Below are 19,717 nucleotides of genomic sequence, written 5' to 3' on the forward strand. Positions count from 1 at the left end.
CCATTAAAAAATATGAGGAAGAATACCAAAAACAATTAGAAATGCAAAATGAGATAGCTTAATTTAAGTAAAAAAAGAGCACTTGAGCAAATGTTCAAGTGCAACTATTACTATTTACCAACACTACTTGACAAAGAGCCAATAAAAAACAATATCCATTGTTAGACAATTGTTGCTAACAAAGGATATTGTAGTGATGATTTATTATTGACGATTCCCAAAATGTCGCCATTCAATTTGGCGAGCATCGGCCCAGTCTCGCAAGTCAGATGATAATATTAAATTAACCTGATGTAAATCTTTAACAGATTTGGCGTTTAACATTAACATTAAATGTTGAATGGCTTCTTTCCAATTTTCAATCACTTCAATTGACTGCTCAACGCCTTGTTCATGAACCATCTGCAAGAAACGACCGGATAAGCCAACGGCATTGGCTCCTAAGGCTAAGGCTTTGACGATGTCTAAGTAATCGGTAATCCCGCCACTAGCTAAGATCGTGGTTTGATTTAAGAAAGGTTGTGCTTCTAGTAATGATTCAGGGGTGGTTTGTCCCCAGCCGGCAATGGCCTGATAATCTAATTTTTCGCGGCGTTCATTTTCAATTTGGATAAAGTTTGTCCCACCACGGCCACTGACATCAATATTTTTAACACCTAATTGAATTAAATGTTGAATCGTTTCGCGACTCATTCCAAAGCCAACTTCTTTAACGATAACCGGAACGGGCAACTCGCGTACGATGGTTTCAATGTTTTTAGACCAGCTCGTAAAGTCACGATCACCTTCTGGCATCACAATTTCTTGAGGAACATTCAGATGAATTTGCAAGGCATTGGCTTCTAATAAATCGACCGCTCGTTTAGCATTTTCAAGGTCATGATGAGCTCCAAGATTGGCCATCACAAAACCGTTGGGATTGACTTTACGCACGATGGTAAAGCTATCACGGACGGATTCGTCACTTAAAGCCCCACTGACAGAACCGGTCGCCATTGCTAAACCGGTTGCGGCGGCTACTTGACCTAGCGCTTCATTATATTGTTTGGTTTTAGCCGAGCCACCGGTCATGCCATTAATATAAAAGGGTACTTGATGAATGGTATCAGCCCAATGAGTTGTTAGTTGAATTTGGTCTAAGGTTAAAGGGGCGAAAGACTGATGAACAAAGCGGATGCCTTCAAAGGCTGAAATTTTCTTTTGAGATTGTTGTTCTAACGCATATTTTACATGGTCATCTTTACGTTTTTGTGAAAATGATGGTAATTGAGATTGAAACATGATAGCTCCTTTCATATGAATAAAGACCTGATGATTTACTTGCTCTCGGTAAGGGGTGGGGAAACCTGATAAGGGAGCGGAATGATATTCGCGACTTTCCAACTGTCAATTAGCCCTTGACGATTTGAATAAGCAGATCCAATCGCAATGCCACAATCGCCCCCACCGGCACCTGATGATTTTGCTTCATATTGATACGATTGGGCGATTTCAATTAATTGAGTTAAATGATTCGTTTCAAGTGGCAGTTGCCAATGGCGCGTCATCTTTCTTAATAAGTGACGCGCTTTAGCAATTCCTTTTTGAATGAGAGCCACATCGCCATTTTCTAAATCTTGGGCTAATTGTTGTACAGTCGCCTGACTATTGGCTAGAAATTGTTGATAGAGGTCACTTTCGGTGTCACGATGTTGTTGGTAACGATGGACTAATTCATCCGTCGAAGCCGGTGCGTCCGTCCAACCAATCACCAAGTCAACAGAGTGTGGGACCGTTAAATGGCTAATTGCTAACTGAGGCCAATCTTTAGCTAGTAATTGGGTTAAAGAAGGTGTTGCCTTGATTTGTTCGGCTAGCCATTGACGATCAGGGGATTGATAATAAATCCAACCACCATAAGCACTGGCAGCCAGATCACCAAAACTTCCCTTTGTAGACACCTTTAATGAAGCAATGGCCGCTAATTTATAGATAATTAATGGATTGGCTGAGTAACCATAGAAACGTAATAATGCCCGAATCGTACTGACGGTTACGGCACCACTTGAACCTAAACCATATTTACGACCATTTTCAGCTTCCAAATCGGTTTCATATTGAATATGATAATTTTGTAGAGGAAGATTTAATTCAACTAATAAACGTTCAACTGTTTCAATGGCACTTAAAACATAAGCCCAATGTCTTGGCCACATAGCAGAAGGCATTAAACCCGGTTGATTATGGGTAGAACGAGTATAGTTGAAAGGCTCATTTTGAATAGTTGTTGATTGTAAAGTTCCTGACAAATTATCAGTAGCTAAACTGACCGTACAAGACAAGTAAGCGTCTAATGCCACTAGTATCGCGGCCTGTCCTGGTTCTAAAATCGCATATTCTCCAGCAATATAGAGTTTTCCGGGAGTGGAGACGGTTTGCGTGACAAAAGCCTGTTCACTATCTATTTCTAATAATAAGTCTTTATAATGCATTTTGGGTTCTCCTAATCGATGGGTAATGGGCGCGGTGCCTCACCTGGATAAGCTTTGATGAGCTGTTCGGGTTTAAAATGAGTTAATAACTGTTTAGATAAGGCGTCGATTTCACTTTTACGGCATAAGACTTTTACATTTGGACCGGCATCCATAGTCGCGTAACATTCAAAACCTAAGTCTTCACGTAACGATTGCACAGCTTGTAAAGCGGTAATGGAATCCGGTGCCCAATAAGTAAGCGAAGGATTAGCAGCAATCGTCGTCGCATGCATTTTCATTGCATTATGTTCGGTTACTTCGCCTAAAGTTTTAAAATCTTTATCTTTAATGGCTTTTTTAATAAGGGCTAAGTCTTTTTCAACTTCTTGTGGCCATAAGGCAAAAAAAGGTGAAGTTTGAATGGTATGCTCCATACCCACACGACTACTAATTTTTTTCTTTTGATCATTAATCACAATGACTAACATTGCTATATCCCAGTCAGCATCAGCGATTTGTTCTGCATAACTTGAATCGGAGTCATCACCTTTGCCTTTATGCCATTCAACAAATCCACCAAATAAACTACGACTTGCACTACCAGAACCTTGACGGGCTATAGTGGAAAGGGTTCGTTGATCTAAATTAAGATTAAAAGCTTGATTGAGTGCACAAGCTAAGGCACTAAAGGCACTGGCAGAAGAAGCGAGACCCGCAGCAGTTGGGACATGGTTGACACTTTCAATATGAACATGTTCTTGGCTGCCAGCTAACTTACGGAATAAATCGACAAATTTTGATACTTTTTGAGTATCGGAATAACTTTGAGCGACACCATCTAAAGTAAAATAATCTTGTGATAAATTTGAATCGACAGTAACCTTCGTATCGGTATAAAAAGCATCTAAGGTTAATGATAAACTACTAGTCATCGGTAAAAACAATTCTTTATTGCGTTTTCCCCAATATTTGATTAAGGCGATATTGGTATTAGCACGATAGTAACCAATTTTCTTAGACAAAAGAATTCCTCCTTTATTAAAAAAATGCAGACCTTTAATTGTACGTACGAACACACTCACCAAAAGTCTACAAATCTATTTTTATTAACTTTCTAAATTTAAATACCATGTTTGAACAGCACCGGCTTCACGCATGGCACGTGCAACTTTACGGGCCATTTGTTTAGATTCTGCTAAGGCGATTAGACAACCTCCGCGTCCACTACCGGTTAGTTTTGCACCTAAAGCACCAGCCATCCAAGCGGCATTGACGATTTTATCGATATGGGTATTCGAAACCCCTAGTTGGTTAAGATAATAATGATTATAAGTCATTAAACGTCCTAATTCGATAACATTTTTCTGTGCAATCATTTGATAAGCTTGATGAACAAATTGTCCAATCGCTTTCATTGAATTATCAACAAAAAGTGGTTTGCGTTTACGTAACTCTGCTACATGTTGTACCGCTGAACGTGTTTGACCCGCTTGACCACTATCGGCCACGATTAAATAGGCCGGAATGTTTAATTCAAAATGATGTGGCGCTAAACTCTTGCGATAAATAATCGGCTGAGCCGTACTCGTCATTAAAGTATCAATCCCACTAGTTGACTGATGGGCAATCACTTCCGCTTGGTTAACGATAAATTGTAATTGGTAATCTGATAATTCCACTTTGAATAAATCAGCAATGGCTCTAACAACTGAAACTGATACCGCAGCGGACGAACCCATCCCACGTTCTTGCGGGATGTCACTGACAATTTTAATCGATAAAGACGGCTGTCCTAATTCAAAAGTTTCTAATGTTAACTCGATTGCTTTAACAATGTTTAATAAAATGCTAGGAGCCATTGAAATATCTCCAACAAAGTATTGGCAATCAAGTTCTATATAATCACGATCAGAGTGACGTGCAGTTGTATTCACTTTTACGGCAGGAAAAGGCAACGCAATAGCAGGATAATCATACACTACCGCATGTTCACCCATTAAGATAATTTTACTATGAGCGGTACCAACTCCGATTTCGTGTGAGTCTTGATCATGAAGGGGGACTTGACTTTCCTTTAGCGACTCAGACGATTCGAATTGCTCGATTGACACCGAAAAACCTCCTAAATTTAAGCGTCTGGTCAGAATTAAATCAACTTTCCAAAGCTTATAGTATTTATTTTTAGTATAGTACTTGAATGATATCAAACGCATCCGATGGAATGGGTTGATATCGATTGATTGATGGTACGGACAGACATTGAAAAGAAGCTCATTTTCAAGTTCTGACCCACTCTCAATATAATAACGATAATTTTCTAAAAAAGCGATAAAAAATAACCATTTTTTTGCGAAAGATTAAATATTTTATGTTACAATGGAAAAGCAAGTGCTTATCAATTGTATTTTGACATTGATAACATTAAGATTATAACAAAATATGTAGAAAAAGGAAAATCGAATGAAGTCACCATTATTTCAAAACTTTACTCGGGAAGAATGGCAACAATTACATCAAAATGGGCCATCCGTTTATACTATTGAACGATTGTCTGACTTGGTATCATTGAACGACCGCTTATCACAAAAAGATGTGAAAGAAGTATATGGTCCATTAGTAGATTATATTGATATGGTTTACCAAAATCAAGTTCGTCTTTTGAAGGAAAAACGTGCCTTTTTAGTCTCAAAAGAACCTGTTCGTAAAACCTTGCCACCTTTCATTATTGGTATTTGTGGGAGTGTCGCCGTGGGAAAAAGTACCACAGCACGTGTTTTAACTCAATTATTAGAACAGTTCTATCCCGATTTAACGATTAACTATATGACAACAGACGGATTTTTGTATCCTAACGCTGAATTGGAACGTCGCAATCTGATGTCGCGTAAAGGATTTCCTGAAAGCTATAATATGCAATTATTATTAGACTTTATTAAACAGGTAAAAGTTAGTGATGAACCCGTCCAATATCCCATCTATTCACATTATATTTATGATATCGTGGAAGGGGAATATGAACTGATTCAAAATTCTGATATTCTTATTATTGAAGGAATCAATGTTCTACAATTACCACAAAATCAAGAAATCTATGTCAGTGATTTTTTTGATTTATCAATCTATGTTGATGCGAAGCAAGAGTTAATTCGTCAATGGTATATTGAACGATTTGATATGTTAATGGATTTAGCGCAACAAGAACCGGACAATTACTATCATGAGATGAGTAAATGGCCACGCAATCAAGCTCACGAATACGCTAGGAAAGTATGGCGTGAGGTAAACTTAGTCAATCTTAACGAACACATTTTACCAACAAGAGACCGTGCTGATGTGGTTATTCACAAGACTACTAATCACTATGTTGATAAAATTGCTGTACGAAAATATTAATTATTATGGAGGGAAAATTGTGACACAAACAATGACAGAAATGGAAAAAATTGTTGTTTTGGACTTTGGAAGCCAATACAATCAGTTAATCACACGACGTTTACGTGAATTTGGTGTATTTAGTGAATTATTACCTAATGATACCACTGCTGAAGAAATTAAAGCAGAAGGTAATGTTATCGGGGTAATTTTTTCAGGTGGACCGCATAGCGTATACGCAGAAGATGCTTTTACCGTTGATAAAGCCATTTTTGATTTAGGCATCCCTGTATTAGGGATTTGTTATGGTATGCAACTGACGACCCATTTATTTGGTGGAAAAGTTGAACCAGGTATTAAAAAGGAATACGGAACAGCTGCCATTGACGTGAAAAATATAGAAACAGGCTTATTTGCTGGTTTAAGTGAATCAGAAAATGTCTTAATGAGTCATGGTGACTTAATTACCCAAATACCTGAAGGATTTACAGTTACCGCATGCAATAGCCAAACCCCATTTGCTGCCTTTGAAAATGAAGAACGCCAAATTTATGGTGTACAGTTCCATCCAGAAGTACGTCACAGTATCCATGGTAATGAAATGTTACGTAATTTTGCCTTCAATATTTGTGAAGCTAAAGGCGATTGGTCAATGGAAAACTTCATTGAGATTGAAATTGCGAAAATTAGAGAACGTGTGGGTGACCGCAAAGTCTTATTAGGCTTATCCGGAGGTGTAGATTCCTCAGTTGTAGGTGTCTTATTACAAAAAGCCATTGGCGATCAATTAACCTGTATCTTTGTGGACCACGGCTTATTACGTAAAGGCGAAGGCGACCAAGTAATGGAAGCTTTAGGTGGAAAATTTGGCTTAAATATTATTCGCGTTAATGCCAAAGACCGCTTCTTAACTAAATTAGCAGGCGTTAGTGACCCAGAACAAAAACGTAAAATTATCGGTAATGAATTTGTCTATGTCTTTGATGATGAAGCATCTAAATTACAAGGAGTGGACTTCTTAGCACAAGGAACGTTGTATACTGATATTATTGAATCAGGTACTAAAACCGCCCAAACAATTAAATCACATCATAATGTCGGTGGATTACCAGAAGACATGCAATTTGAATTAATCGAACCATTGAATACCTTATTCAAAGACGAAGTTCGTGCCTTAGGGACAGCCTTAGGGATGCCAGACTCCATTGTATGGCGTCAACCATTCCCAGGACCAGGATTAGGAATCCGTGTCTTAGGTGAAATTACAGAAGATAAATTAGAAATCGTGCGTGAATCAGATGCCATCTTACGTGAAGAAATCGCCAAAGCTGGCTTAGAACGCGATGTATGGCAATACTTTACTGTCTTACCAGGCATCCGCAGTGTTGGCGTAATGGGTGACGGCAGAACTTATGATTACACAATTGGTATTCGTGCTGTAACCTCAATTGACGGTATGACCAGTGACTTTGCCCGCATCCCATGGGAAGTATTACAAGTGATCAGTGCCCGTATCGTCAATGAAGTAGCCCACGTCAACCGCGTAGTTTACGATATAACAAGTAAACCACCAGCAACAATTGAGTGGGAATAGGGAGTAGGTCCCAGCGATTTTCAAGACGAAGTCGAAGGAAGAGCTGTTGGGACTACCCCGGCAAGGTTATCCCGCGAATGAGGAACTGATGTGACGAAATGAGTGGCTGATAACCACTGCCAGAATCCTTAAGGTCAGTATAAAGTAAATTAAAGTGCGGAGGCGGACGTTAAATTATTTCTACGTCCGTCCAACGATTGCCGAGCCATAAGGCGAAAGCAGAGTTGTTGACGGCCCATCTGCGTATCAAGGACAAGCAATGCGACGAATAGGAGCAATGCGCGACTTGATGAGAAGAATGGGAGTAGTCGCAAAATTTTCTAAAATGGCTTAATTACAAGCTATATAGAGAATGAAAAATGGCTATCGGTACTCAAATGGTACTGGAAGTAAAAAAGAATAAATTGAATAATAGTTCCAAATGGTTTACATTTGGACAAAAAATTAGACCGTAGTCTTTAGGCTGCGGTCTTTTTACGTACATATTTTTCCCGTTAAAAATAGCATAAAAATCTAGTTATCCGCATAAAAACTGGACTTATCACACTTTATCAAGGTCAAAACCACTCAATTTACTACTAATTTACTACTTATGAATGAGCTTTGATACGACGATTTATCCTTGAAAAGTGAAGATATAAAGATACTTCCAATAAAATTTGAATATTTAATAGGTAGACACTTCAAAAAATGAGGTGTCTATTTTTTTACCCGATTTTGAAAGGAAGTGAACTTATGAAAACAAAAAATCAAGAATCAAAAGGTCGTTCCCCACTCTTTAAGACCATCAAACATTCATTCAGCCAATAAAAAAGAAAGGATAGGTAAAAATATGGAACTTAAATTTGTGATTCCCAACATGGAAAAAACATTCGGCAATTTAGAATTTGCTGGCGAGGATAAAGTCGTTCAGCGAAGAATCAACGGACGGCTAACTGTCTTATCAAGAAGCTATAATCTCTATTCTGATGTTCAAAGAGCAGATGATATTGTGGTGGTGCTTCCTGCTGAAGCTGGCGAAAAACATTTCGGCTTTGAGGAACGTGTGAAGTTAGTCAATCCACGTATTACCGCAGAGGGCTACAAAATCGGCACTCGTGGTTTTACAAATTACCTTTTACATGCTGACGACATGATAAAAGAATAAAGAAAGAGAGGAAAAATGATGAGATTAGCAAATGGCATTGTATTAGATAAAGACACGACTTTTGGAGAATTGAAATTCTCTGCTCTACGTCGTGAAGTGAGAATCCAAAATGAAGACGGGTCGGTTTCAGATGAAATCAAGGAACGTACCTATGACTTAAAATCCAAAGGACAAGGACGCATGATTCAAGTAAGTATTCCTGCCAGCGTGCCTTTGAAAGAGTTTGATTATAACGCACGGGTGGAACTTATCAATCCCATTGCGGACACCGTTGCTACTGCCACCTATCAAGGAGCAGATGTTGACTGGTATATCAAGGCAGACGATATTGTGCTGACAAAGGATTCTAGTTCATTCAAAGCTCAACCACAAGCAAAGAAAGAACCGACACAAGACAAATAGTCGCTAGGTAGAAAGGAGACTTTTTCGCATGAAACAGCGTGGTAAAAGGATTCGCCCATCTGGTAAAGATTTAGTCTTTCATTTTACGATAGCGTCACTCCTGCCTGTTTTCCTGCTGGTTGTCGGACTGTTTCATGTGAAGACAATCCAGCAGATCAACTGGCAGGATTTTAACCTATCACAAGCAGATAAGATTGACATTCCCTATTTAATTATCAGTTTCAGTGTCGCAATTCTTATCTGCTTGCTGGTAGCGTTTGTATTCAAACGGGTTCGCTATGATACGGTTAAACAACTTTACCACCGTCAAAAACTGGCAAAGATGATACTTGAAAACAAGTGGTATGAATCTGAACAGGTCAAAACAGAGGGTTTCTTTAAAGATAGTGCTGGTCGTACAAAGGAAAAGATAACCTACTTCCCTAAAATGTATTATCGACTTAAAAATGGCTTGATACAGATACGGGTGGAAATCACGCTGGGAAAATATCAAGACCAACTCTTACACTTGGAAAAGAAATTAGAGAGTGGCTTGTACTGTGAGCTGACGGATAAAGAGTTAAAGGATTCCTATGTGGAATATACTTTGCTCTATGACACCATAGCCAGTCGTATTTCTATTGATGAAGTAGAAGCTAAAGATGGTAAACTTCGCTTAATGAAAAACGTATGGTGGGAATATGATAAGCTCCCTCATATGTTGATTGCTGGTGGTACAGGTGGCGGTAAAACTTACTTTATACTGACACTGATTGAAGCCTTGCTTCATACAGATTCAAAACTGTATATTCTTGACCCGAAAAATGCTGACCTTGCGGACTTAGGTTCTGTGATGGCAAATGTCTACTATAGAAAAGAAGACTTGCTTTCTTGCATTGAAACATTCTATGAAGAAATGATGAAACGTAGTGAGGAAATGAAGCAGATGAAGAACTATAAGACTGGCAAAAATTATGCTTACTTAGGTCTCCCGGCACACTTCTTAATCTTTGATGAATACGTCGCTTTCATGGAAATGCTGGGAACAAAAGAAAACACCGCAGTTATGAATAAGCTGAAACAGATTGTCATGTTAGGTCGTCAAGCTGGCTTCTTTCTAATACTGGCTTGTCAACGTCCAGACGCAAAATATTTAGGCGACGGAATCCGTGATCAGTTTAATTTCAGAGTGGCTTTAGGTCGTATGTCTGAAATGGGCTATGGCATGATGTTTGGCAGTGACGTACAAAAGGATTTCTTCTTAAAGCGAATCAAAGGTCGTGGCTATGTTGATGTAGGAACAAGTGTCATATCAGAGTTTTATACTCCCCTTGTACCAAAAGGATATGATTTCTTGGAGGAAATTAAAAAGTTATCCAACAGCAGACAGTCCACGCAGGCGACGTGCGAAGCGGAAGTCGCAGGTGTGGACTGATCTTGCTGGCTGGTGTGGCAATAGCCACGCCAGCACTTAACCCCCCGTATCTAACAGGGGGGTACAAATCGACAGGAAACAGTCAAAAAAACATTAGAAAATCCTTTGGTTACAAGGGATTTACAAAATTTCAGCGTATGTCAAATGGGCTTTAAAAGTTGACATACGCCTTTTTGATTGGAGGGATTTTTACTGAATGAACAAACTTGGTTACAGCATTTAAAAGAAAAACGCTTGGCTTATGGACTATCTCAAAACCGTTTAGCTGTTGCGACTGGTATTACAAGGCAGTATCTAAGCGATATTGAAACAGGAAAAGTCAAGCCATCAGAGGATTTACAGCAGTCCCTTTGGGAAGCTCTGGAACGCTTCAATCCCGACGCTCCCCTTGAAATGCTGTTTGATTATGTAAGGATTCGCTTTCCGACAACAGACGTACAGCAGGTGGTCGAAAACATCTTACAACTGAAACTGTCCTATTTTCTTCATGAGGACTATGGTTTCTATTCTTATTCAGAGCATTATGCTTTAGGCGACATATTCGTCCTTTGCTCCCATGAACTGGACAAAGGAGTTCTGGTGGAATTGAAAGGTCGTGGGTGCAGACAATTTGAAAGCTATCTTCTGGCACAACAAAGAAGCTGGTATGAGTTCTTTATGGACGTTTTGGTGGCTGGCGGTGTGATGAAACGCCTTGACCTTGCCATTAACGATAAGACAGGGATTTTGAATATCCCTGTACTCACTGAAAAGTGCCAACAGGAAGAATGTATCTCCGTCTTCCGCAGTTTTAAAAGCTATCGCAGTGGCGAACTGGTACGCAAAGAGGAAAAGGAATGTATGGGAAACACCCTCTATATCGGTTCATTACAAAGTGAAGTTTATTTCTGTATCTATGAAAAGGACTACGAGCAGTACAAGAAAAATGATATTCCCATTGAAGACGCAGAAGTAAAAAACCGTTTTGAGATTCGATTGAAAAATGAGCGTGCCTATTATGCAGTCCGTGATTTACTCGTCTATGACAATCCAGAGCATACCGCCTTTAAAATTATCAATCGGTATATCCGTTTTGTAGATAAAGACGATTCCAAACCTCGTTCTGATTGGAAACTGAATGAAGAATGGGCTTGGTTTATTGGGAACAATCGTGAACGATTAAAACTAACCACAAAACCAGAGCCTTACTCCTTCCAAAGGACGCTGAACTGGCTATCTCATCAAGTTGCCCCGACCTTAAAGGTTGCGATTAAACTTGATGAAATCAACCAGACGCAGGTTGTAAAAGACATTCTCGACCATGCGAAACTGACAGACCGACACAAGCAGATTTTGAAGCAACAGTCAGTAAAAGAACAGGACGTGATAACAACAAAAAAATAACTCAAATACAAATTCATTGAATATAGAGAGGAGAACATTTTTATGAATTTTGGACAAAACCTTTATAACTGGTTTCTATCAAACGCTCAATCACTGGTGCTTTTAGCAATCGTTGTGATTGGCTTGTATCTTGGCTTCAAGCGTGAGTTTAGCAAACTGATTGGCTTTTTAATTATTGCGATTATTGCGGTTGGCTTAGTCTTCAACGCTGCTGGAGTAAAAGACATTTTACTAGAGCTATTCAATCGCATTATTGGTGCTTAAATAAAACCGTTCTTTTGTGGAATATAAGTGGTTTTCTTATGTTCCGCAAAGGAATGGTACACCAAACGAAGTGCGGTAGGGATTTTTGAATCTCTACAAAGAAAGGACGTGAATATATGGACGATATGCAAGTCTATATTGCGAATTTAGGCAAATACAATGAGGGCGAATTGGTCGGTGCGTGGTTTACCTTTCCCATTGACTTTGAGGAAGTCAAAGAGAAAATCGGCTTGAATGATGAATATGAGGAATACGCCATTCATGACTACGAGTTACCCTTTACGGTTGACGAATACACTTCCATTGGCGAACTCAATCGACTATGGGAAATGGTATCGGAATTACCCGAAGAATTACAATCGGAGCTATCTGCTCTGCTCACTCATTTTTCAAGCATTGAAGAACTAAGCGAACATCAAGAGGATATTATCATTCATTCCGATTGTGATGATATGTATGACGTGGCACGCTACTACATTGAAGAAACGGGTGCTTTAGGCGAAGTACCAGCTAGTCTTCAAAACTATATTGATTATCAAGCCTATGGTCGGGATTTAGACCTTTCAGGAACGTTTATCTCAACCAATCATGGGATTTTTGAAATCGTCTATTAAATCTGTCGGTACATTACTACTGGCAGATTTTCTATTTTACGGGGTGGCTCAATCAGCTACCCCTATTTTTTATGAAAGGATTGATTACATGAAGAAAATACGAAGCTATACCAGTATCTGGTCTGTGGAAAAGGTACTGTATTCTATCAATGATTTTAGACTTCCGTTTCCCATAACCTTTACGCAAATGACATGGTTTGTCGTGTCACTCTTTGCAGTGATGATACTTGGCAACTTGCCCCCTCTTTCCATGATAGAGGGAGCATTTCTCAAATACTTTGGGATTCCTGTGGCTTTCACATGGTTTATGTCTACAAAAACTTTTGATGGTAAAAAGCCTTATGGATTTTTGAAGTCTGTCATTGCTTATGCACTGCGACCAAAGCTGACCTATGCAGGAAAAAAAGTAACGCTTGGCAGAAACCAGCCACAAGAAGCCATTACAGCAGTTAGGAGTGAATTTTATGGCATATCCAATTAAATACATTGAAAACAATCTCGTCTGGAATAAAGACGGGGAATGTTATGCTTACTATGAGCTTGTTCCTTACAATTACTCATTTCTAAGTCCAGAACAGAAAATACAAGTGCATGATTCTTTCAGACAGCTTATCGCACAAAATCGTGATGGCAAAATTCATGCTTTACAAATCAGTACAGAATCCAGCATACGTTCTGCACAAGAGCGTTCCAAAAATGAAGTCACTGGCAAGCTCAAAGCGGTTGCCTATGACAAAATCGACCAACAGACAGACGCTTTAATATCCATGATTGGCGAAAATCAAGTGAACTACCGTTTCTTTATCGGCTTTAAGTTGCTTCTCAACGATCAGGAGTTTTCTATGAAAAGTCTTACCGTTGAAGCAAAAAATGCTTTGTCTGATTTTGTCTATGATGTGAACCATAAGCTGATGGGCGATTTTGTTAGTATGAGTAATGATGAAATCCTGCGTTTTCAGAAGATGGAAAAGCTCTTAGAAAATAAAATCTCTCGTCGTTTCAAAATCCGCAGGTTAGATAAGGACGACTTCGGCTATCTGATTGAACACCTTTACGGACAGACAGGCACTGCCTATGAAGAGTATGAGTACCATCTATCAAAGAAAAAGCTGGATAATGAAACGCTGATTAAATACTATGACTTGATTAAGCCTACTCGCTGTTTGGTGGAAGAAAAACAGCGATATTTGAAAATCCAGCAGGAAGATGAAACCGTCTATGTAGCTTACTTTACCATTAACAGCATTGTCGGAGAACTGGACTTCCCGTCCTCTGAAATCTTCTACTACCAGCAACAGCAATTTACATTCCCGATTGATACGTCAATGAATGTGGAAATTGTAGCGAATCGTAAAGCCCTATCTACTGTCCGCAATAAAAAGAAAGAACTGAAAGACTTGGATAACCACGCTTGGCAAAGTGATAATGAAACCAGCTCCAATGTGGCGGAAGCTCTGGAAAGTGTGAATGAGCTGGAAACCAATTTAGACCAAAGCAAGGAATCTATGTACAAGCTGTCTTATGTGGTAAGGGTATCAGCAAATGATCTTGACGAACTCAAACGTCGTTGTAATGAAGTGAAAGATTTTTATGACGATTTAAGCGTAAAACTGGTACGACCATTTGGGGATATGCTCGGCTTACATGAAGAATTTTTACCTGCCAGCAAGCGTTATATGAATGATTATATTCAATACGTGACCTCTGATTTCCTCGCTGGTTTAGGTTTTGGTGCTACTCAAATGCTGGGGGAAAATGAGGGGATTTATGTTGGCTACAGCTTAGATACTGGACGCAATGTCTATCTGAAACCTGCTCTTGCCAGTCAAGGGGTTAAGGGTTCAGTAACCAATGCGTTAGCGTCGGCTTTTGTTGGTTCGCTGGGTGGTGGTAAATCCTTTGCGAATAACCTTATCGTCTATTATGCGGTGCTTTATGGGGCACAAGCAGTGATTGTAGACCCAAAAGCAGAACGTGGCAGATGGAAAGAAACCTTGCCAGAGATTTCCCATGAAATCAATATCGTCACTCTGACTTCTGATGAGAAAAACAAAGGCTTACTTGACCCTTATGTGATTATGAAAAATCCCAAAGATTCTGAATCACTGGCTATTGATATTCTGACATTCCTTACGGGGATTTCCTCTCGTGATGGGGAACGCTTCCCAATCCTTAGAAAAGCCATTCGTGCAGTAACCAATAGTGAAGTACGAGGGTTGATGAAAGTGATTGAGGAATTACGGGTTGAGAATACGCCACTAAGTACCAGTATAGCCGACCATATCGAAAGTTTTACAGACTATGACTTTGCACATTTATTATTCAGTAATGGTTATGTGGAGCAGTCTATCAGCTTAGAAAAACAACTGAACATTATACAGGTTGCGGACTTGGTACTTCCCGACAAGGAAACTTCCTTTGAGGAATATACCACTATGGAGCTTTTATCCGTTGCTATGCTGATTGTCATTAGTACCTTTGCTTTAGACTTTATCCATACAGACCGAAGCATTTTCAAGATTGTAGATTTAGACGAAGCATGGAGCTTTTTACAGGTAGCACAAGGAAAAACACTATCTATGAAGCTGGTTCGGGCTGGTCGTGCTATGAACGCTGGGGTATATTTCGTGACCCAAAATACAGACGACCTCTTAGATGAAAAACTGAAAAATAACCTCGGCTTAAAATTTGCATTTCGTTCCACTGACCTTAACGAGATTAAAAAGACCTTAGCCTTTTTTGGTGTAGACCCAGAGGACGAAAACAATCAGAAGCGATTGCGTGATTTGGAAAACGGGCAATGCCTTATCAGTGATTTATATGGTCGTGTCGGTGTGATACAGTTCCACCCTGTATTTGAAGAACTGCTCCATGCCTTTGATACCAGACCACCTGTGCGAAAAGAGGTGTAAATGTGAAACCATCAATAGTAAACAGAATAAAATCAAACTGGACGCTGAAACGTCTAGGTAAAGTGGCAATGACAGTGGCTTTCACACTTGTGATTGCCATTTTTCTTTTAGCCATGCTGGGAACGGTGGTTCAAGCTGCGGGCTTGGTAGATGATACGGTCAATGTGGCAAATGAATACAGCCGATACCCACTTGAAAACTATCAACTGGATTTTTATGTGGATAATAGCTGGGGCTGGCTTCCGTGGAACTGGTCGGACGGGATTGGAAAACAGGTCATGTATGGACTATATGCCATTACCAATTTTATTTGGACAATCAGTTTGTATGTTTCCAATGCGACAGGTTACTTAGTACAGGAAGCCTATTCCTTAGACTTCATTTCCGCTACAGCAGATTCCATTGGTAAGAATATGCAGACCTTAGCTGGTGTGAGTGCAAACGGATTTTCAACAGAGGGTTTCTATGTTGGATTCCTCTTACTCTTGATTTTGGTTCTTGGGGTTTATGTTGCCTATACGGGACTGATAAAGAGAGAAACCACAAAGGCAATTCATGCCATTATGAATTTTGTGCTGGTGTTTATCCTATCGGCTTCCTTTATTGCCTACGCTCCCGACTACATTAAAAAAATCAATGACTTTTCATCAGACATCAGTAATGCCAGTTTATCACTTGGCACGAAGATTGTCATGCCCCATTCCGATAGTCAAGGCAAGGACAGCGTGGACTTAATCAGAGATAGCCTGTTTTCCATACAGGTTCAGCAACCGTGGCTACTGCTTCAATACAACAGTTCAGACATTGAAAGTATCGGTATTGACCGTGTGGAAAGCCTGCTCTCCACCAGCCCAGATTCCAACAATGGCGAAGACAGAGAAAAAATTGTTGCGGAAGAAATTGAAGACAGAAGCAATACCAATCTAACCATTACAAAGACCATTAACCGTTTAGGTACAGTCTTCTTCCTATTTGTCTTCAATATTGGGATTTCCATATTTGTATTCCTATTAACAGGAATCATGATTTTCTCGCAGGTACTTTTTATCATCTATGCTATGTTTCTGCCTGTGAGCTTTATTTTAAGCATGATTCCATCATTTGATGGTATGTCAAAACGAGCCATAACAAAGCTCTTTAATACCATTTTGACACGAGCTGGAATCACATTGATTATTACGACAGCATTTAGTATTTCAACCATGCTCTATACCTTATCGGCTGGTTATCCGTTCTTTTTGATTGCTTTTCTACAGATTGTGACCTTTGCAGGAATCTACTTCAAGCTGGGCGATTTAATGAGTATGTTTTCTCTACAGAGTAACGATTCTCAAAGTGTGGGAAGTCGTGTGATGAGAAAACCTCGTATGCTTATGCACGCTCACATGCACCGTCTACAGCGGAAACTTGGACGTTCCATGACTACTCTAGGGGCTGGGTCTGCCATTGTTACAGGTAAAAAAGGACAGTCGGGTTCGGGGAGTTCTGCAAGGACACAAGCAGATCACTCCCGACCAGACGGAAAGGAAAAATCAACACTTGGAAAACGTATCGGTCAAACCATCGGTACAGTAGCTGATACCAAAGACAGAATGGTAGACACTGCTAGTGGTTTGAAAGAACAGGTTAAAGATTTGCCGACCAATGCAAGATATGCAGTATATCAAGGAAAATCCAAAGTAAAAGAGAATGTCCGTGATTTAACCAGTAGTATTTCTCAAACCAAAGCGGACAGAGCCAGTGGACGCAAGGAACAGCAGGAACAAAGGCGAAAAACCATTGCGAAGCGTCGCTCTGAAATGGAACAGGTCAAACAGAAAAAACAGCCTGCTTCTTCTGTTCATGAAAGACCGACTACAAGACAAGAACAATATCATGATGAACAGACCTCAAAACAGTCTAATATTCAGACTTCATATAAGGAATCTCAACAAGCCAAACAAGAGCGTCCAGCAGTTAAGTCCGATTTTTCAAGTCCAAAAGTGGAACGCCAAGGCAATACCGTTCAAGAAAAAACCGTTCAAAAGCCAGCAACTTCAACCACTACAGCAGATAGAACTTCACAACGTCCAATCACAAAAGAACGTCCGTCTACTGTTCAAAGAGTACCACTACAAAATACAAGAAGTAGACCACCAATCAAAACCGCCACCATTAAGAAAGTCGGTAAGAAACCATGAAGTTGAAAACTTTAGTGATTGGTGGTTCTGGATTATTCTTGATGGTCTTCTCACTGCTTCTGTTTGTTGCCATTTTATTTTCAGATGAACAGGACAGCGGAATTTCCAATATTCATTATGGAGGTGTGAATGTTTCCGCAGAAGTGCTGGCTCATAAGCCTATGGTAGAAAAATATGCCAAAGAATATGGCGTTGAAGAATATGTCAACATACTTCTTGCGATTATACAGGTGGAATCGGGCGGTACTGCGGAAGATGTTATGCAGTCCTCGGAATCCCTCGGTCTTCCACCTAATTCATTGAGTACAGAAGAATCCATTAAGCAAGGTGTGAAGTATTTCAGTGAATTATTAGCCAGTAGCGAAAGGCTCAGTGTAGATTTAGAATCGGTTATCCAGTCCTACAATTATGGTGGTGGTTTCTTAGGGTATGTGGCTAATCGTGGAAATAAATATACCTTTGAACTGGCTCAAAGTTTCTCAAAAGAGTATTCAGGTGGCGAAAAAGTGTCTTACCCCAATCCCATAGCCATACCTATCAATGGGGGCTGGCGATACAACTATGGCAATATGTTTTATGTGCAACTGGTAACGCAGTATCTTGTCACAACAGAGTTTGATGATGATACGGTACAAGCCATCATGGACGAAGCACTGAAATATGAGGGCTGGCGATACGTTTACGGTGGAGCTTCCCCGACTACTTCTTTTGATTGTAGCGGACTGACACAATGGACGTATGGAAAAGCTGGAATTAACTTACCACGAACCGCACAACAGCAATATGATGTGACCCAGCATATCCCACTATCGGAAGCACAAGCTGGCGATTTGGTTTTCTTTCATTCTACCTATAACGCTGGCTCTTATATTACTCATGTTGGGATATACCTTGGCAATAACCGTATGTTTCATGCAGGCGACCCAATCGGTTATGCCGACTTAACAAGCCCCTACTGGCAACAGCATTTAGTGGGAGCAGGACGAATCAAACAATGAGAAAGGAAGATTTAATGATGAAATTTAGAAAAAATCAGAATAAAGAAAAACAGATACCAAAGGAAAAGAAACCTCGTGTCTACTATAAGGTCAATCCTCATAAAAAGGTTGTGATTGCCTTGTGGGTACTTTTAGGGCTTAGTTTCAGCTTTGCGATATTCAAGCACTTTACAGCTATAGATACTCATACTATTCACGAAACAACTATCATAGAAAAGGAATACGTTGATACTCATCATGTAGAAAATTTTGTAGAGAACTTTGCGAAAGTCTACTATTCATGGGAGCAATCCGATAAGTCCATTGATAATCGAATGGAAAGTCTAAAAGGCTATCTGACAGATGAACTTCAAGCTCTCAATGTTGATACAGTACGCAAAGATATTCCTGTATCGTCTTCTGTAAGAGGATTTCAGATATGGACGGTAGAGCCAACTGGCGACAATGAGTTTAATGTAACCTACAGTGTAGACCAGCTCATTACAGAGGGAGAAAATACAAAGACCGTCCACTCTGCTTATATAGTGAGTGTCTATGTAGATGGTTCTGGAAATATGGTACTGGTTAAGAATCCGACCATTACCAACATACCTAAGAAATCAAGTTATAAACCAAAAGCCATTGAAAGTGAGGGGACGGTTGATTCCATTACAACCAATGAAATCAATGAGTTTTTAACGACGTTCTTCAAGCTCTATCCTACAGCGACAGCCAGTGAACTTTCCTACTATGTGAATGACGGGATATTAAAACCAATCGGAAAAGAGTACATCTTTCAAGAACTGGTAAATCCTATTCACAATCGTAAGGATAATCAAGTCACGGTATCGCTGACAGTGGAGTATATCGACCAGCAGACCAAAGCAACGCAGGTATCTCAATTTGATTTGGTACTTGAAAAGAACGGGAGTAATTGGAAGATTATAGAATAACAAATATTGGTACATTATTACAGCTATTTTGTAATCTGAAAGTTCTAAAATT

Annotated in this window: 17 protein-coding genes; 13 read left to right on the top strand and 4 right to left on the bottom strand. The window is 39.7% G+C overall.

Features of this window, described 5'->3' with window-relative positions; translation table 11 throughout:
* Window positions 1-204 precede the first annotated feature (204 nt).
* The 4 genes from fni to mvk form a co-directional block, all read right to left on the bottom strand.
* Window positions 205-1,281 (bottom strand): type 2 isopentenyl-diphosphate Delta-isomerase, encoded by a 1,077-nt coding sequence (gene fni / locus GSA01S_RS04225; protein WP_066125197.1) that lies wholly within the window; start codon window positions 1,279-1,281, stop codon window positions 205-207.
* Between the two features lie 35 nt (window positions 1,282-1,316).
* Window positions 1,317-2,471 (bottom strand): phosphomevalonate kinase, encoded by a 1,155-nt coding sequence (locus GSA01S_RS04230; RefSeq protein ID WP_066125199.1) that lies wholly within the window; start codon window positions 2,469-2,471, stop codon window positions 1,317-1,319.
* A gap of 11 nt (window positions 2,472-2,482) precedes the next feature.
* Window positions 2,483-3,475 (bottom strand): diphosphomevalonate decarboxylase, encoded by a 993-nt coding sequence (gene mvaD, locus GSA01S_RS04235; RefSeq protein ID WP_306306901.1) that lies wholly within the window; start codon window positions 3,473-3,475, stop codon window positions 2,483-2,485.
* An 84-nt stretch (window positions 3,476-3,559) separates the two neighbouring features.
* On the bottom strand, window positions 3,560-4,564 hold the full coding sequence (mvk, locus tag GSA01S_RS04240; RefSeq protein ID WP_245631271.1) for a mevalonate kinase: 1,005 nt from the start codon (window positions 4,562-4,564) through the stop codon (window positions 3,560-3,562).
* 349 nt (window positions 4,565-4,913) lie between these two features.
* Here mvk and coaA point away from each other — a divergent pair, with 349 nt between their 5' ends.
* The 13 genes from coaA to GSA01S_RS04310 all read left to right on the top strand — a co-directional run bounded on the left by coaA (window position 4,914) and on the right by GSA01S_RS04310 (window position 19,665).
* Window positions 4,914-5,846, top strand: coding sequence for a type I pantothenate kinase (coaA, locus tag GSA01S_RS04245; RefSeq protein ID WP_066125201.1), 933 nt, complete (start codon window positions 4,914-4,916; stop codon window positions 5,844-5,846).
* Window positions 5,847-5,877: 31 nt separating this feature from the next.
* Complete coding sequence (guaA, locus tag GSA01S_RS04250) at window positions 5,878-7,419, top strand: glutamine-hydrolyzing GMP synthase (RefSeq protein WP_066125207.1); 1,542 nt, start codon at window positions 5,878-5,880, stop codon at window positions 7,417-7,419.
* Between the two features lie 832 nt (window positions 7,420-8,251).
* Window positions 8,252-8,566 (top strand): YdcP family protein, encoded by a 315-nt coding sequence (locus GSA01S_RS04255; RefSeq protein WP_000420682.1) that lies wholly within the window; start codon window positions 8,252-8,254, stop codon window positions 8,564-8,566.
* 15 nt (window positions 8,567-8,581) lie between these two features.
* Window positions 8,582-8,968 carry a YdcP family protein gene (locus tag GSA01S_RS04260; protein ID WP_000985015.1) on the top strand — a complete coding sequence of 129 codons (387 nt, stop codon included), beginning with the start codon at window positions 8,582-8,584 and terminating at the stop codon, window positions 8,966-8,968.
* A gap of 28 nt (window positions 8,969-8,996) precedes the next feature.
* Window positions 8,997-10,382: an FtsK/SpoIIIE domain-containing protein gene (locus GSA01S_RS04265; RefSeq protein ID WP_000813488.1), complete on the top strand. Its 1,386-nt coding sequence runs from the start codon at window positions 8,997-8,999 to the stop codon at window positions 10,380-10,382.
* Window positions 10,383-10,559: 177 nt separating this feature from the next.
* On the top strand, window positions 10,560-11,765 hold the full coding sequence (mobT, locus tag GSA01S_RS04275; RefSeq protein ID WP_000398284.1) for a MobT family relaxase: 1,206 nt from the start codon (window positions 10,560-10,562) through the stop codon (window positions 11,763-11,765).
* A gap of 42 nt (window positions 11,766-11,807) precedes the next feature.
* A complete protein-coding gene (locus tag GSA01S_RS04280) occupies window positions 11,808-12,029 on the top strand; it encodes a hypothetical protein (RefSeq protein ID WP_001009056.1) in 222 nt (73 codons plus the stop codon).
* A 116-nt stretch (window positions 12,030-12,145) separates the two neighbouring features.
* Window positions 12,146-12,643: an antirestriction protein ArdA gene (locus GSA01S_RS04285; RefSeq protein WP_000342539.1), complete on the top strand. Its 498-nt coding sequence runs from the start codon at window positions 12,146-12,148 to the stop codon at window positions 12,641-12,643.
* A gap of 88 nt (window positions 12,644-12,731) precedes the next feature.
* A complete protein-coding gene (locus GSA01S_RS04290; RefSeq protein WP_000723888.1) occupies window positions 12,732-13,124 on the top strand; it encodes a conjugal transfer protein in 393 nt (130 codons plus the stop codon).
* Window positions 13,108-15,555, top strand: a complete 2,448-nt coding sequence (gene tcpF, locus GSA01S_RS04295) for a conjugal transfer ATPase TcpF (RefSeq protein WP_000331160.1) — start codon at window positions 13,108-13,110, stop codon at window positions 15,553-15,555. The genes GSA01S_RS04290 and tcpF overlap by 17 nt, the downstream gene beginning before the upstream one ends.
* 2 nt (window positions 15,556-15,557) lie before the next feature.
* Window positions 15,558-17,735 (top strand): CD3337/EF1877 family mobilome membrane protein, encoded by a 2,178-nt coding sequence (locus tag GSA01S_RS04300; RefSeq protein ID WP_000804748.1) that lies wholly within the window; start codon window positions 15,558-15,560, stop codon window positions 17,733-17,735.
* Window positions 17,732-18,733, top strand: coding sequence for a bifunctional lytic transglycosylase/C40 family peptidase (locus tag GSA01S_RS04305; RefSeq protein ID WP_000769868.1), 1,002 nt, complete (start codon window positions 17,732-17,734; stop codon window positions 18,731-18,733). The genes GSA01S_RS04300 and GSA01S_RS04305 overlap by 4 nt, the downstream gene beginning before the upstream one ends.
* Complete coding sequence (locus GSA01S_RS04310; RefSeq protein WP_001224320.1) at window positions 18,730-19,665, top strand: conjugal transfer protein; 936 nt, start codon at window positions 18,730-18,732, stop codon at window positions 19,663-19,665. The genes GSA01S_RS04305 and GSA01S_RS04310 overlap by 4 nt, the downstream gene beginning before the upstream one ends.
* Window positions 19,666-19,717 lie beyond the last annotated feature (52 nt).

Source organism: Globicatella sanguinis NBRC 15551 (assembly GCF_001552295.1).
GTDB classification, from domain to species: domain Bacteria; phylum Bacillota; class Bacilli; order Lactobacillales; family Aerococcaceae; genus Globicatella; species Globicatella sanguinis.

Coding starts and splice junctions, on each gene's coding strand:
- GSA01S_RS04255 (WP_000420682.1), top strand. CDS start 8,252: ATGGAACTTAAATTTGTGATTCCCAACATGGAAAAAACATTCGGCAAT.
- GSA01S_RS04265 (WP_000813488.1), top strand. CDS start 8,997: ATGAAACAGCGTGGTAAAAGGATTCGCCCATCTGGTAAAGATTTAGTC.
- GSA01S_RS04305 (WP_000769868.1), top strand. CDS start 17,732: ATGAAGTTGAAAACTTTAGTGATTGGTGGTTCTGGATTATTCTTGATG.
- GSA01S_RS04290 (WP_000723888.1), top strand. CDS start 12,732: ATGAAGAAAATACGAAGCTATACCAGTATCTGGTCTGTGGAAAAGGTA.
- GSA01S_RS04310 (WP_001224320.1), top strand. CDS start 18,730: ATGAGAAAGGAAGATTTAATGATGAAATTTAGAAAAAATCAGAATAAA.
- GSA01S_RS04230 (WP_066125199.1), bottom strand. CDS start 2,471: ATGCATTATAAAGACTTATTATTAGAAATAGATAGTGAACAGGCTTTT.
- GSA01S_RS04285 (WP_000342539.1), top strand. CDS start 12,146: ATGGACGATATGCAAGTCTATATTGCGAATTTAGGCAAATACAATGAG.
- guaA (WP_066125207.1), top strand. CDS start 5,878: ATGACAGAAATGGAAAAAATTGTTGTTTTGGACTTTGGAAGCCAATAC.
- coaA (WP_066125201.1), top strand. CDS start 4,914: ATGAAGTCACCATTATTTCAAAACTTTACTCGGGAAGAATGGCAACAA.
- GSA01S_RS04280 (WP_001009056.1), top strand. CDS start 11,808: ATGAATTTTGGACAAAACCTTTATAACTGGTTTCTATCAAACGCTCAA.
- fni (WP_066125197.1), bottom strand. CDS start 1,281: ATGTTTCAATCTCAATTACCATCATTTTCACAAAAACGTAAAGATGAC.
- tcpF (WP_000331160.1), top strand. CDS start 13,108: ATGGCATATCCAATTAAATACATTGAAAACAATCTCGTCTGGAATAAA.
- GSA01S_RS04260 (WP_000985015.1), top strand. CDS start 8,582: ATGATGAGATTAGCAAATGGCATTGTATTAGATAAAGACACGACTTTT.